Origin of the sequence: Allokutzneria sp. A3M-2-11 16 (assembly GCF_024213555.1) — a bacterium.
Lineage (GTDB): Bacteria > Actinomycetota > Actinomycetes > Mycobacteriales > Pseudonocardiaceae > Allokutzneria.
Map to the genome: position 1 here is coordinate 311,267 of NZ_JANAVO010000001.1, position 12,632 is coordinate 323,898.

The window sequence follows — 12,632 nt, forward strand, 5'->3', positions numbered from 1 at the left end:
ATCAACAATGTTACTACTCCATTCGGAGCAGCGATCCGCCAGGCCGCCGATATTCGGCGTTGCATCGCGATACGTCAGCGATATATCGTTAACTCGTCAGCGCCGACCGAGGAGGAACCTCATGCACCCGCACAACGACCACTTCGGCCCCGGTTGGGGCCCGCAGCACCAGCACTTCGGCTTCGCCCCGCAGGCCCGGGGCGGCTACGGATTCCAGCCCGGCCGCGGTCCCTTCGGTGGTCCCCCGCCGTTCCCGCCCGCCCCGCCGCAGCCACCCGGCTGGGGCGGGGGCCCGGGTTGGGGCGCAGGCCCCGGCTGGGAACGCGGCCGCGGCGGAGGACACCGTGGCGGCCCGGGCGGCAGGCGGCGCAGGGGCAACGTGCGCGCGGCACTGCTCGCACTGCTCATCGAACGCCCCATGCACGGCTACGAGATGATCCAGGAGATCGCCGAGCGCTCCGAGGGCGCGTGGAAGCCCAGCCCGGGATCGGTCTACCCCACCCTCCAGCTGCTCACCGACGAGGGATTCGTCAGCACCGAGGAGGCGGAAGGACGCAGGCTGCACACGCTCACCGAGGCGGGCCGCACCGAGGCGGAGAAGATCGACACCGAGGAGCTGTGGGGCGGGCTCACCAACCCCGCCAGCCCGGCGGAGCAGCAGCTGCGCGAGGCCTACGAACAGTTCACGATGGCTGTCCAGCAGGCGGCCTACGCCATTCCCGCCGAGGAACAGGCCCGGCTGCTGGCCATCTTGAAGGAGGCCCGGCGGCAGATCTACACGCTGCTCGCCGAGCACGGCACCGGCCTCGACGAGGACTGAACGCTCACGGCACCAGCAACCCGCTCGGCTTGCGCCGCAGCCTCATGCGGTAGCCGACCGGCAACGTGAGCCCGGTGGTCTGCGCGATCGCCCGTTCCGCGACGGACGGGGAGAACTCGATCCGCAGCACCGCCGCCAGGCTCTCCCGGTCCTGGAAGCGCCACAGCGTCTCCAGCGCCCGGCACGAGAAACCCTGTGCGGTGAAGAACTCCTCGATCTCGTTGGAGTCGTAGCCGGGCAGGTCCTCGCGCAGCCACGTCCCATAAGGCGCGCTCGTGGCGTCCAGGTCGACGATCACCAGCGCTCCGCCGGGTCGCAGCACGCGATCCGCCTCGGCCATCCCGCGTTCACAGCCGGGGCCGAAGAAGTACGCCGTCCGCGCGTGCACGACGTCGACGCTGTTGTCGGCGAGGGGGAGCCGCTCGGCCGAGCCGTGCCGAAGCTCCACATTGGTCAGTCCGGCGATCCGCTGCCTCGCCCTGCGCAGCAACGGCCGATGCGGCTCCACCCCGACGACCCCGCGCGCGCTCGCGGCGAACTCCGGCAGGTGGAACCCGTCCCCGCAGCCGACATCCACGACGTCCAGTCCCGCGAAGGGGCAGTCCTCGCGCAACGCGCGCCAGACCACCCCGCCGTGGTCCTGCGCCCGGTTCTCGATCTCGTAGACCTCGGGCCAGTTCCAGATGTTGGGGCTGGGCACCACCGCCGCCGGGCGCACCCCGGCGAGCGCGGCGCGCACGTAGTTCCGCACCCCTCAACCGTAAGCGAGTTCCATCACGAGAGAGCGAGCACAGCCGTGCACCTACCCGAAATCACCTTCCTCGCCCTGCACCGGCGCGAGGCCGAGGAACGCGCCGCCCGAGAGCGGTTCGCCAGGCGAACAGCCGGGATACGCCGGTGGAAACGGCTCGCGCGGCTCGCGGCCGGGCACGCCGAGCGGCTCCAGGCCCGCCTGCCGGACCGGCCAATTGAGACAGTCGTGTCGCAATCCCGCCCGAATGGACGCACCGTGTTGGGATTTTTCCGGCGTACCGTTGATCAATAGCCGATCCTGCCTGCTCACCCAGGAGGTCGCCGTGGTCAGCCCGATGCCACACAGCGCTCATGATCCGGTCAGTGGAACGCCGTCCTGGGTGGACGTCTCGACACGCGATCTCGAAGCCAGCAAGGACTTCTACGCGGAACTGTTCGGCTGGGAGTTCGAGACCGAGCACCATCCCGCGATCGGCGACTACACCTTCGCGATGCTCGACGGCCAGCCGGTGGCGGGACTGCACGCGCTGCCGAACCGGCTCAGCGACTATCCAACGTGGAGCCTCTACCTCCGGATGCGGCGCATCGAGACCGCGCGCGCCCGGGTGCGCAGGCTCGGCGGGAAGGTGCACTACGGGCCGCTGGACATAGAGGGCCACGGTTCCCTGCTGATGCTCGACGATCCCAGCGGCGCGCGGGTGGGCTTCTGGCAGCCGACGCGCCCGTGGCGCTTCGTCACGCGCAGGCCGGGCACCTTCGGCTGGGCCGACCTGAACACCCACCTCGCGCACCGGGCGGACTCGTTCTTCGCGACGCTGTTCGCCTTCCACCCGCGCCAGGTCGGCGACGGGAAGCGGTTCGACTACACGACCTGGTGGCTGCAGGGGAAGCCGTACCTCGGCAGGCTCGCGATGGGGCGCGACTACCCGGCCGAGGTCCCGCCGCACTGGATGATCTACTTCAACGTCAGTCCCCGCGTCGGCACGGACGTCACCGCCGACCGCGCGCTGATGCTGGACGGCGCGATCGAGGTGGACCCGTTCGACTCGCCGTACGGCCGGACCGCGGTGCTCCGCGATCCGGGCGGCGCGACGTTCTCGGTGATCGACCCGTCCAGGCGGGCGATCGTGCGGTACTACGACGAGCGCTTCGACGACTGACGTCGACTAGGGCACCGCGACGAACAGGCTGAGCAGCAGCCACGAGACCACGGCGGAGGGCAACAGCGAGTCCATCCGGTCCATCAGTCCGCCGTGGCCGGGCAGCAGCGTGCCCATGTCCTTGATCCCGAGGTCCCGCTTGATCAAGGACTCCGCCAGGTCACCGGCGGTCGCCGTGATCACCAGCGCGATGCCGAAGAGCACGCCCTGCCACCACTGGCCGTCCAACAGCAGGGTCAGGCTCAGCGCGCCCGCGACCATGCCGGCCAGCAGCGATCCGGCGAAGCCCTCCCAGGACTTCTTCGGGCTGATCCGCGGCGCCATCGGGTGCCTGCCGAAGAACACCCCGGCCGCGTAACCGCCGGTGTCGGAGGCCACCACGCCGAGGATGAACGCGATCACCCGGCCGACGCCGTCCTCCGGCAGCACCAGCATCGCCGCGAACGCGGCGAACAACGGCACGTACGCGGCGGTGAACACCGAGGCGGTGACGTCGCGGACGAAGCCGTCCTGGCCACCCCGGAAACGCCACAGCAGGCAGACCAGGATCGTCACCACGAACGAGGCCAGCACGCCGTCCCTGCCGAAGGGCCAGGACAACCACAGCATCGCCTGGCCGCCGATGAGCACCGGCAGCAGCGCCACCTCGATGCCGCGGCTGCGCTTGAGCGCGCCCGCCAGCTCCCAGGTGGCCACCGCGACCGCGGCGGCGATCACCGCGAGGAACGAGTGCCGGTAGGTCAGCAGGGTGAGCAGGATGACCGCGCCGAGGGCGACCCCGACGCCGATCGCGGCACCCAGGTTGCGCCCGGCCCGGGACGCGGGCTTGTCGGAGTCGAAGCCACCGTCCGGCGCGCCACCCGACGCGCCGGACGTGCTCTCACGATCCCCGGCCGACACGGTGGGGGAGACAGGAGTGGGTCATACCTCGAGCAGCTCGGCTTCCTTGTGCTTGACCAGCACCTCGACCTGGCCGACGTACTTGTCGGTGAGGTCCTGGAGTTCCTTCTCCGCGCGGGTGCCGTCGTCCTCGCCGGCCTCACCGTCCTTGACGATGCGGTCGAGCTCCTCCTTGGCCTTGCGGCGGATGTTGCGGATGGAGATCTTGGCGTCCTCGCCCTTGGTCTTGGCGACCTTCACCATCTCCTTGCGGCGCTCCTCGGACAGCTGCGGGATGATCACGCGGATCACCGTGCCGTCGTTGGTCGGGTTCACCCCGAGGTCGGAGTCCCGGATCGCCTTCTCGATGGCGTTGAGCTGGCCGGCGTCGTAGGGCTTGATGACCGCCATCCTGGCCTCGGGAACGTTGACGCTGGCCATCTGGTTCAGCGGCGTCGGCGCCCCGTAGTACTCGATGTGGATGCGCGAGAACATGGAGGGGGTCGCCCGGCCGGTGCGCACCGACTGGAGCTGCTCCTTGGCGACCGTCACCGCCTTGTCCATCTTCTCCTCGGCGTCGAAGAGAGTCTCGTCGATCACGGCTTCTCCTTAGTGTGCGTGCCGATGGAGCGGGCTGGTGTGGGTACCAGCACCTCTCACGCCGGTACCGGCTAGGCGGGGGTGCTCACCAGCGTGCCGATCTTCTCACCACGCACCGCGCGCGCGATGTTGCCCTCCACCAAGAGGTTGAAGACCAGGATCGGCATGGCGTTGTCCTTGCAGAGGCTGAACGCCGTTGCGTCGGCGACCTCGAGGCCCCGGACCAGGACCTCCTGGTGGGAGATCTGGTCGAAGCGCTCGGCGCGCGCGTCCTTCTTGGGGTCGGCCGTGTACACGCCGTCGACGCCCTTGGCCATCAGCACGACCTCGCAGCCGATCTCCAGCGCGCGCTGCGCGGCGGCGGTGTCGGTGGAGAAGTACGGCATGCCGACCCCGGCACCGAAGATGACCACGCGGCCCTTCTCCAGGTGCCGCTCGGCCTTGCGCGGGATGTAGGGCTCGGCGACCTGGCCCATCGTGATGGCGGTCTGCACCCGGGTGTCGATGCCGAGCTTCTCCAGGAAGTCCTGCAGCGCCAGGCAGTTCATCACCGTGCCGAGCATGGCCATGTAGTCGGCCCGGTCGCGTTCCATGCCGCGCTGCTGGAGCTCCGCGCCGCGGAAGAAGTTGCCGCCGCCGATGACCACGGCCATCTGCACGCCGGTGCGGACCACGTCGGCGATCTGGGTGGCGACGGTTTCCACGACGTCGGGGTCGACACCGACGGAGCCTCCGCCGAACATCTCGCCGCCGAGCTTGAGCAGCACCCTCTTGTAAGGCGGGTGCAGCATCCCGTCGTCGGAGCTCACGTCAGTCCTCCTCGCGTCCCGCCGCGGCGGGGTCGTGGTCTTTCGGTGTCACGGCTTTCAGCGGCACAGGCGGCACACGTGCCAAGGGCGGGGCCGCCGCGGCGTGACGCGCGCAGCAACCCCGCCCCCGGTGGAACTCAGTTCTGGCCGACCTCGAAGCGCGCGAACCGGGTGACGGTCACGCCCGCGTCCGACAGCAGGGCCTTCACGGTCTTCTTGGAGTCCTGCACGGAGGACTGCTCCAGCAGCACGACGTCCTTGAAGAAGCCGTTGAGACGACCCTCGACGATCTTCGGCAGCGCCTGCTCCGGCTTGCCCTCCTCGCGGGCGGTCTTCTCCGCGATCTCGCGCTCGTGGGCGACGAGGTCGGAGGGCACCTCCTCGCGGGTGACGTAGCGCGGCTTCATCGCGGCGATCTGCAGCGCGGTGCCGCGGGCCACCTCCTCGCCCTCGCCGGTGAACTCGACCAGCACGCCCACGGCGGGCGGCAGGTCGGAGGAACGGCGGTGCAGGTAGGTGCTGACGACGCCCTCGAAGACGACGACCCGGTGCAGCTCCAGCTTCTCGCCGATCTTGGCGGAGAGCTCCTGGACGGCCGCGTCGACGGTCCGGCCGTCGAGGTCGAGGCCCTTGAGGGCCGCGACGTCGGCCGGCTTGTTGGCCTTGGCGACGGCGACGATCTTGTTCGCCAGCTCCTGGAAGGCGTCGTTCTTGGCGACGAAGTCGGTCTCGCAGCGCAGCTCGACCATGACGCCGCCGTCAGCGGCGACCAGGCCGTTGGCGGTGGTGCGCTCGGCGCGCTTGCCCACGTCCTTGGCGCCCTTGATGCGCAGCAGCTCGACGGCCTTGTCGAAGTCGCCTGCCGACTCCTCAAGCGCCTTCTTGCAGTCCATCATTCCGGACCCGGTCAGCTCGCGAAGCCGCTTGACGTCGGCCGCGGTGTAGTTCCCCATGGTGCTGTGTTCCGTCCTTGTTCGCCTACGAGGAGGGGTGGGCTCTTGTGCTCGGGTGGTCCGACCGCGCGTCCCGCCCGCCGCACGGGCGGGCGGGACGCGTTCGGGTCAGGACTGGGCGGAGTCGCCGCCGCCCGCGGAGGCACCGGCGTCCGCGGTGGCCGGGGTCAGCAGCTCCTGCTCCCACTCGGCGAGCGGCTCCTCGCTGGCGACACCGGCCTCAGGCTTGTCAGCGCCCTCGGCGGCGGCGGTGTTGCGGCCGGAGCGGGACATCAGGCCCTCGGCGACACCGTCGGCGACCACGCGGGTCAGCAGCGCGGCGGAGCGGATCGCGTCGTCGTTGCCCGGGATCGGGAAGTCGACCTCGTCCGGGTCGCAGTTGGTGTCGAGGATCGCCACGACCGGGATGTTCAGCTTGCGCGCCTCGCCGACGGCGATGTGCTCCTTCTTGGTGTCCACGATCCAGACGGCGCTGGGCACCTTCTGCATGTCGCGGATACCGCCGAGGGTCTTCTCCAGCTTGTCCTTCTCACGCGTGAGCATGAGGATTTCCTTCTTGGTGCGACCCTGGAAGCCACCGGTCTGCTCCATGGACTCCAGCTCCTTGAGGCGCTGGAGGCGCTTGTGCACGGTGGTGAAGTTGGTGAGCATGCCGCCCAGCCAGCGCTGGTTGACGAACGGCATACCGACGCGCAGCGCCTGCTCGGAGATGGCCTCCTGAGCCTGCTTCTTGGTGCCGACGAACAGGATGGTGCCGCCGTGCGCCACCGTCTCCTTGATGAACTCGAAGGCACGGTCGATGTAGGTCAGCGTCTGCTGCAGGTCGATGATGTAGATGCCGTTGCGCTCGGTCAGGATGTAGCGCTTCATCTTCGGGTTCCAGCGACGGGTCTGGTGTCCGAAGTGCACGCCGCTGTCGAGCAGCTGCTTCATGGTGACGACGGCCATGGCCGGTTCACACCTCATGTGATCAGCGCGTCGGGCCTTGCCCCACGCGCGGGTGGGTTGTCGCGGGGACCGGGCTGGTCACCGCCCTGGTGCCCTGCCGTCACCCGGACTGAGCGGGAGGAAACCGACCCCCTCAGACCCCCGGGCGCCGCGCCCCGGTGAATCGGGACCCGCAGTAGCACGCGAAGTCGATCTGTGCAGCACAGACCGCGAGCCGAGTGTACTCGCCACCGCCCGGCCACCGACAACTCGGTCCACCGGGTGCGCCTGAGTTGTCCACAACCACCCAGTTTGTCCACAACCCCGGCCTTTCCGGCCGTCACCACCCTTCCCCCCGGGCGACAGTGGAGCCATGTCCCCGCACCTCACGCCCCTGCTGCTGGCGGCCTTCCTGCTCCTCCCGGCGGCCACACCGACCCTCCTGTCGCCACCCGTGCGGACGGTGGTGTCGCCGTCGTCCCGCTTCGGCTGGCCGCTGGCTGGAACGCCGGTCGTGGTCCGCCACTTCGAGCGGCCACCGCATCGCTACGGCCCGGGCCATCGCGGCGCGGACCTGGCCGGAACGCCCGAGCAACCGGTGCTCGCGGCCGGGGACGGCACGGTCGCGTTCGCTGGTCAGGTGGCCGGGCACGGCGTGGTGTCGATCGACCACCCCAACGGACTGCGGACCACCTATGAACCACTGACGCCCGCGGTCACCACGGGTTCGGGCATCGCGCGCGGCGCGGTGATCGGCGCGCTCCAGCCCGGTCACGCGGGCTGCCGGGGTCCACCCGCGTGCCTGCACTGGGGCGTGCGGCGCGGCGAGGACTACCTCGACCCGCTTCGGCTGCTCCGGCGTCCGGCGCTCCGGCTGCTGCCGTGGAACGGAGACCGCGGGCAGCGCTAGGCAGTGCTAACCGCGCCAGGCAGTGCTAACCGTCGGACTGCTCGGAAAGCTTGGTGCGCAGCCGCAGAACGGCGCGGGTGTGCAGCTGGCAGACGCGGGACTCGGTCACCCCGAGTACCTTGCCGATCTCCGCCAGGGTCAGGTTCTCGAAGTAGTACAGCGTGACCACGACGCGGTCGCGCTCGGAAAGCTGCGCGATGGCGTCGGCGAGCTGCCGCTTGCCGTCCTGGTCGACCAGCGAGGCGACAGGGTCCTCGGCGCGGTCGTCCGGCAGCGTCTCGGCGAGCGAGGCGCTGCCCCGGCCCGCCGCGATCAGCTCGTCCAGTGCGACGACGGAGGTGAGCTGGAGCTGCGCGTAGAGATCGCGCAGGTCGCCGATCGTGATGCCGAGTTCCTCGGACAGCTCGGCGTCGGTCGCGGAGCGCTGCAGCCTGGCCTCCAGTCGCTCGATGGCGCGCTCGACGTCCCGCGCCCGGCTACGCACCGAACGCGGCACCCAGTCCTGGGCGCGCAGGTCGTCCAGGATCGCGCCGCGGATGCGCTGCATCGCGTAGGTCTCGAACTTCAGGCCGCGTTCGGGCTCGAACTTCTCGATCGCGTCGACCAGGCCGAAGATGCCCGACTGCACCAGGTCCGCCACGTCGACGTAGGACGGCAGGCCGGTGCCGACGCGGCCGGCGACGTACTTGACCAGCGGCGCGTAGTGCAGCACGAGGCGATCCCGCAGCGGCTGCGCCCGGCTCCCACCGTAGGCGCGCCAGAGCGCCACGATCCCGGCTTCGACCTCGTCGGCGCTGCGGAGCTCCGTGCTGGAGGAGGCCGCGGCAGCCGTACCCGTGCCGCGCGCACTGCCCTTCGCGACCCGGCTGCCAGAGGCTGGGCTACTGGAAGCTGGGCTGCCGGAGGTGTCGCTGCTGGAGACGGCGTCGACCGCACCGGCGGGGGACGGCTCGCTCTGCGCGGGCACGCCGGAAGCCGTTGCCGCTGAAGGGGTCCGGCCGGTCTCGCCGTCCCTGTCGGAGCCGTGATAGGTCCGCGCAGGACGCCGCTGGCCCTGCTGCGACGTGGACGTCGTGGGCACAGTCGCCGTGCGGGACCCTCCCCCGGCAGCGTTAGGAACGGGGGTGGGTTCGGTCATGGATCGCCTTCAGCCGTTCGACGGTGACGTGGGTGTAAAGCTGCGTTGTTGCGAGCGTAGCGTGACCGAGCAGTTCCTGGACGCTGCGGAGGTCGGCTCCGCCTTCCAGCAAATGCGTGGCCGCCGTGTGGCGCAGGCCGTGCGGCCCCATGTCCGCCGCACCGGGGACGGCGCCGACCACGTCGTGCACGACTCGCCGCGCGGTGCGCGGATCCAGCCGCCGCCCACGCGCTCCGAGAAACAAAGCCGCTGGTGATTCCCCTTTCGCCAGAAGTGGTCTGCCCTTGTTCAGCCAGTCGTCGAGCGCCTTCTGCGCGGGCACCCCGTAGGGCACGGCGCGCTCCTTGTCGCCCTTGCCGAGCACCCGTACGACCCGCCGCGAGTGATCCACGTCGCCGACGTCGAGGCCGCACAGTTCGGAGACTCGGATGCCGCTCGCGTACAACAACTCGACCAGCGCGTGGTCACGGAGAGCCAGCGGATCGTCCTGTTCGGCGCCGGACGCCGACGCCCGCATCGCCTGCTCCGCCTGCTCCGCCCGGAGCACCACCGGCAGTGCCCGGTGCGCCCGCGGCGACGCCAGGCGCTCGCCGGGGTCGGCGGCCATGAGCCCGCCGCGCACGGCCCACGCGGTGAAGGCCCTCGCGGAGGCCGACCGCCTGGCCAGCGTCGTGCGACCGGTACCGGAGGAACGCTGCGCGGCCAGCCACGAGCGCAGCACCGTCAGGTCGAGCGCGTCGAGCCGGTCCGCCCCGGCGCGCTCATCGCCGCCATCGCCTGCTCCGCCGTGAACGAGGTGGCCCAACAGCGAGACCACGTCACCGACGTAGGCGCGCACGGTGTTCCGCGACAGTCCGCGTTCGCTCGCGAGGTGCCGTTCGAAGTCGTCGAGCACCCTGCCCAGCGCATCGGGCAGCTCGGTGCGGAGTCGGATCAGGTCGACGCGGGACGGCCGACGGTGGGTGAGGGCGTCCATGGCGTCCTACCGCCGCGTCCCGGAACGGAACGACCGCCGCACTGATCCGAGTGGATCAGCGCCCTCACGGGTCGGGACAACGGCAGCCACATGGTCACCGTAGGGGCCAGGCGCGACTACGCCAACCACTTGACCGACAGGTGGACGCAGGCAACCACTCGTCCGGGGGTAGCCCGGCTGAGCAAGCGTCCGTACCCACGGCGACGATCTTCACCCTCCCTCCGCGTGTTTGCTCAGGTAGCCGGGGTGATGGGTCCACCTCCTTCCCCGCGGGACGGCGCGGAGCGGCCGGAGCACCGTCGCCACCCTGTGTCACCACGCTGGGCCAGGCCGGCCAGCTCCAGCATCGGCAGCACCGCGCGCACTTGACCGATCGGGATGCCGGCCTCCATCGACACCTGCTCGGGGCTGCTGCCCGCGCGCTCGCGCAGCGCCTGGTGCACGCGCAACGACCGCGGGTCCAACGCGTCGGTCGGGCGGACCGGTGCCTCCGGCTCCACGGTGAGGTCGCCGCCGATCCGGCCGATCGACTCCGCGACCTCGGCGGCGCTGGTGACCGCCTGGGCCTCTCCCTCGCGCAGCATCGCGTGGCACCCCACCGACATCGCCGAGGTGATCGGCCCGGGCACCGCGAGCACCATCCGACCGAGCGTGCGCGCGGTGGCCGCGGTGTTGCTGGCACCGCTGCGCAGCCCGGCCTCGACCACGACCGTTCCCTCCGCCAACGCCGCGATCAGCCTGTTGCGCACCAGGAACCGGTGTCGTCCGACCCGGGTACCCGGTGGGTACTCGCTGACCACCGCACCGGCCGAGGCGATCCGATCGAGCAGCCGCGCGTGCCCTGCCGGATAGGGGATGTCGACACCGCAGGCCAGTACGGCGACCGTCTGCCCACCGGCCGCGAGCGCACCGCCGTGCGCGGCGCCGTCGATGCCGTAGGCGGCCCCGGAGATCACCGTGAACCCACGCCGTGCCAGGCCGTGCGCGAACTCCGCCGAGACGTGCTCGCCGTAGCCGGTCGCGGCCCGCGCTCCTACGATCGCGACGGACTGCTCGGTCAGCCGGGCGAGGTCGGGGTCGCCACGCACCCACAGCGCCACCGGCTCCGCCGCGTCCTCCTTCCCTCGGATCGCTGCGGCGGTGAACGACAGCAGCCGCCACGCGGGCCACTCGTCGTCCTCCGGCGTGAGCAACCGGGCGCCCACCTCCGCCGCGGCACGAAGATCCGCCTCCGGTCGCCAGACCTCGGCGCGGGCGGTGGTCACCTTCGCCACTTCCGCAGGCACCTCGCCGGAACGGATCAGCACCGCTGACCGCTGTGGACCGTGCCGCGCCACGAAGGCGACGAGCGCGGGCGCCGGTGGTTCGGCGACCCTCGACAGATAGGCCCTGGCCAGCTCGATGGAGGGCAACGCCTCGGTCATGTCAGCCTCCTTCGCGCGACGACGTCCGGCAGGCTGGGGCCATGGGCGCGGAGTTGGGCAGCTGGGAACCGGCCACTCCCGCCGAGGTGGCGGCCTGGTTCGCGGATTTCGACGGGCCGTGGTGGATCGCCGGGGGCTGGGCGATCGAGTTCGCCATCGACCCGTCCACTGTGGACGAACGGCGCCGACACGCCGACATCGACGTCATGGTGCTGCGCGAGCACCACCTCGGTGTGCACCGCGCCCTCCCCGGCTGGGAGCTGTGGGCCGCGGACCCGCCTGGGACGCTGCGCCCGTGGCCACCGGGACAGCCGCTGCCGACCACCGTTCACGACGTGTGGTGCCGCCCCGGCCCGGAATCGCCGTGGCGCGTCCAGATCATGATCGACGAGTCGGCGGGCGAAGAATGGATCTCTCGGCGGGACACCCGGATTCGCCGCCCGCTGGCCGAGATCGGCGCGGTCACCACCGATGGGCTGCCGTTCCTCCGGCCGGAGATCCAGCTGTACTACAAGTCCCGCGATCCCCGTGACAAGGACGAACAGGACTTCGCCGCCGTGGTCGCACACCTGACCGCGGCCCAACAGAAGTGGCTGCGCGAAGCCATCGCGCCGAGCCACCCGTGGCTGACGCGGCTCCACGAATAGCGGACTCACGCCGACCTCCGATCGCGGAACTCCAGCGCGGCCGCGACCTCGTCCACGCCCGGCACGTCGAGACCCGCCAGATCCGCCAACGTCCACGCCACCCGCAGGCACCGATCGGCTCCCCTGCCGGTCACCACACCGATGTCGAGCCCGTGGTCCAGCAACTCGATCGCCTCGCGAGCCAACGGGAAATCCCGCCGCAGCACGGTTCCCGGCACCTCCGCGTTCGAACCCAGCCCGTAGGTGGCCCAACGCTCCGCCGCCCGCTGGCGCGCCTGCCGCACGCGCTCCCGCACCACCGAGGTCGACTCCGGCTCGGTCCCGTCGCGGACCGACATCGCCGTCAGGGGCCGCATCCGCACCCGGATGTCCACCCGGTCCAGCAACGGGCCGGACAGCCGGGCCAGGTACCGGCGGCGGGTGTTCGGCGGGCACAGGCACTCCGTGTCCCTCGGCGGGGCGCACGGGCAGGGGTTCGTCGCCAGCACGAGCTGGAACCGGGCCGGGTAGCGCACCACCCCGTCCCGCCGGGCGAGCCTGACCTCACCCTCCTCCAGCGCGGTGCGCAGCGTCTCCAGCCGACGCGGGCCGAACTCGCACGCCTCAGCATGGGATTGCTTATTCACCCGCAATTTG

At 70.9% G+C, this 12,632-nt stretch carries 14 protein-coding genes and 1 pseudogene; 4 read left to right on the top strand and 11 right to left on the bottom strand.

Annotated features, from left to right (window positions below; translation table 11 throughout):
- Positions 1 to 121: 121 nt before the first annotated feature.
- Positions 122 to 820: a PadR family transcriptional regulator gene (locus tag NLX83_RS01560; protein ID WP_254233065.1), complete on the top strand. Its 699-nt coding sequence runs from the start codon at positions 122 to 124 to the stop codon at positions 818 to 820.
- A gap of 4 nt (positions 821 to 824) precedes the next feature.
- Here the strand turns inward: NLX83_RS01560 and NLX83_RS01565 are convergent, their stop codons facing one another.
- Positions 825 to 1,571, bottom strand: coding sequence for a class I SAM-dependent methyltransferase (locus NLX83_RS01565; RefSeq protein ID WP_254233066.1), 747 nt, complete (start codon positions 1,569 to 1,571; stop codon positions 825 to 827).
- A gap of 51 nt (positions 1,572 to 1,622) precedes the next feature.
- Positions 1,623 to 1,883, bottom strand: coding sequence for a hypothetical protein (locus tag NLX83_RS01570; RefSeq protein WP_254233067.1), 261 nt, complete (start codon positions 1,881 to 1,883; stop codon positions 1,623 to 1,625).
- Positions 1,884 to 1,896: 13 nt separating this feature from the next.
- On the opposite strand from NLX83_RS01570, the gene NLX83_RS01575 reads away from it, so the two are divergent.
- Positions 1,897 to 2,733 (top strand): VOC family protein, encoded by an 837-nt coding sequence (locus NLX83_RS01575; protein ID WP_254233068.1) that lies wholly within the window; start codon positions 1,897 to 1,899, stop codon positions 2,731 to 2,733.
- 6 nt (positions 2,734 to 2,739) lie between these two features.
- On the opposite strand, the gene NLX83_RS01580 is transcribed toward NLX83_RS01575, so the two are convergent.
- The 5 genes from NLX83_RS01580 to rpsB form a co-directional block, all read right to left on the bottom strand.
- Entirely contained in the window at positions 2,740 to 3,633 is an 894-nt protein-coding gene (locus NLX83_RS01580) for a phosphatidate cytidylyltransferase (RefSeq protein ID WP_374118622.1), read from the bottom strand.
- A 21-nt stretch (positions 3,634 to 3,654) separates the two neighbouring features.
- Positions 3,655 to 4,212, bottom strand: coding sequence for a ribosome recycling factor (frr, locus tag NLX83_RS01585; protein WP_254233069.1), 558 nt, complete (start codon positions 4,210 to 4,212; stop codon positions 3,655 to 3,657).
- 71 nt (positions 4,213 to 4,283) lie between these two features.
- The gene (gene pyrH / locus NLX83_RS01590; RefSeq protein ID WP_254236043.1) at positions 4,284 to 5,003 is read right to left on the bottom strand and encodes a UMP kinase; all 720 of its coding nucleotides are present in this window, start codon (positions 5,001 to 5,003) and stop codon (positions 4,284 to 4,286) included.
- 155 nt (positions 5,004 to 5,158) lie between these two features.
- Positions 5,159 to 5,974 (bottom strand): translation elongation factor Ts, encoded by an 816-nt coding sequence (tsf, locus tag NLX83_RS01595; RefSeq protein WP_254233070.1) that lies wholly within the window; start codon positions 5,972 to 5,974, stop codon positions 5,159 to 5,161.
- 108 nt (positions 5,975 to 6,082) lie between these two features.
- Complete coding sequence (gene rpsB, locus NLX83_RS01600; RefSeq protein WP_254233071.1) at positions 6,083 to 6,922, bottom strand: 30S ribosomal protein S2; 840 nt, start codon at positions 6,920 to 6,922, stop codon at positions 6,083 to 6,085.
- A 352-nt stretch (positions 6,923 to 7,274) separates the two neighbouring features.
- On the opposite strand from rpsB, the gene NLX83_RS01605 reads away from it, so the two are divergent.
- Entirely contained in the window at positions 7,275 to 7,811 is a 537-nt protein-coding gene (locus NLX83_RS01605) for a murein hydrolase activator EnvC family protein (RefSeq protein WP_254233072.1), read from the top strand.
- A gap of 25 nt (positions 7,812 to 7,836) precedes the next feature.
- Here the strand turns inward: NLX83_RS01605 and NLX83_RS01610 are convergent, their stop codons facing one another.
- The 3 genes from NLX83_RS01610 to dprA all read right to left on the bottom strand — a co-directional run bounded on the left by NLX83_RS01610 (position 7,837) and on the right by dprA (position 11,349).
- Positions 7,837 to 8,583 (bottom strand): FliA/WhiG family RNA polymerase sigma factor, encoded by a 747-nt coding sequence (locus tag NLX83_RS01610; RefSeq protein ID WP_374118753.1) that lies wholly within the window; start codon positions 8,581 to 8,583, stop codon positions 7,837 to 7,839.
- 340 nt (positions 8,584 to 8,923) lie between these two features.
- Positions 8,924 to 9,925, bottom strand: coding sequence for a tyrosine recombinase XerC (locus NLX83_RS01615; RefSeq protein ID WP_254233074.1), 1,002 nt, complete (start codon positions 9,923 to 9,925; stop codon positions 8,924 to 8,926).
- Between the two features lie 233 nt (positions 9,926 to 10,158).
- Positions 10,159 to 11,349, bottom strand: coding sequence for a DNA-processing protein DprA (gene dprA / locus NLX83_RS01620; protein WP_254233075.1), 1,191 nt, complete (start codon positions 11,347 to 11,349; stop codon positions 10,159 to 10,161).
- Between the two features lie 41 nt (positions 11,350 to 11,390).
- Here dprA and NLX83_RS01625 point away from each other — a divergent pair, with 41 nt between their 5' ends.
- On the top strand, positions 11,391 to 11,996 hold the full coding sequence (locus tag NLX83_RS01625; RefSeq protein ID WP_254233076.1) for a nucleotidyltransferase domain-containing protein: 606 nt from the start codon (positions 11,391 to 11,393) through the stop codon (positions 11,994 to 11,996).
- Between the two features lie 5 nt (positions 11,997 to 12,001).
- On the opposite strand, the pseudogene NLX83_RS01630 reads toward NLX83_RS01625, so the two are convergent.
- Positions 12,002 to 12,601: pseudogene (locus tag NLX83_RS01630) on the bottom strand (ATP-binding protein); the annotation flags it as partial.
- Positions 12,602 to 12,632: the final 31 nt, after the last annotated feature.

Bases quoted from the DNA above. Each gene is read 5' to 3' on its own strand.
- pyrH (WP_254236043.1), bottom strand. From the start codon at position 5,003: ATGCTGCACCCGCCTTACAAGAGGGTGCTGCTCAAGCTCGGCGGCGAG.
- NLX83_RS01625 (WP_254233076.1), top strand. From the start codon at position 11,391: ATGGGCGCGGAGTTGGGCAGCTGGGAACCGGCCACTCCCGCCGAGGTG.
- NLX83_RS01560 (WP_254233065.1), top strand. From the start codon at position 122: ATGCACCCGCACAACGACCACTTCGGCCCCGGTTGGGGCCCGCAGCAC.
- NLX83_RS01615 (WP_254233074.1), bottom strand. From the start codon at position 9,925: ATGGACGCCCTCACCCACCGTCGGCCGTCCCGCGTCGACCTGATCCGA.
- tsf (WP_254233070.1), bottom strand. From the start codon at position 5,974: ATGGGGAACTACACCGCGGCCGACGTCAAGCGGCTTCGCGAGCTGACC.
- dprA (WP_254233075.1), bottom strand. From the start codon at position 11,349: ATGACCGAGGCGTTGCCCTCCATCGAGCTGGCCAGGGCCTATCTGTCG.
- NLX83_RS01605 (WP_254233072.1), top strand. From the start codon at position 7,275: ATGTCCCCGCACCTCACGCCCCTGCTGCTGGCGGCCTTCCTGCTCCTC.
- rpsB (WP_254233071.1), bottom strand. From the start codon at position 6,922: ATGGCCGTCGTCACCATGAAGCAGCTGCTCGACAGCGGCGTGCACTTC.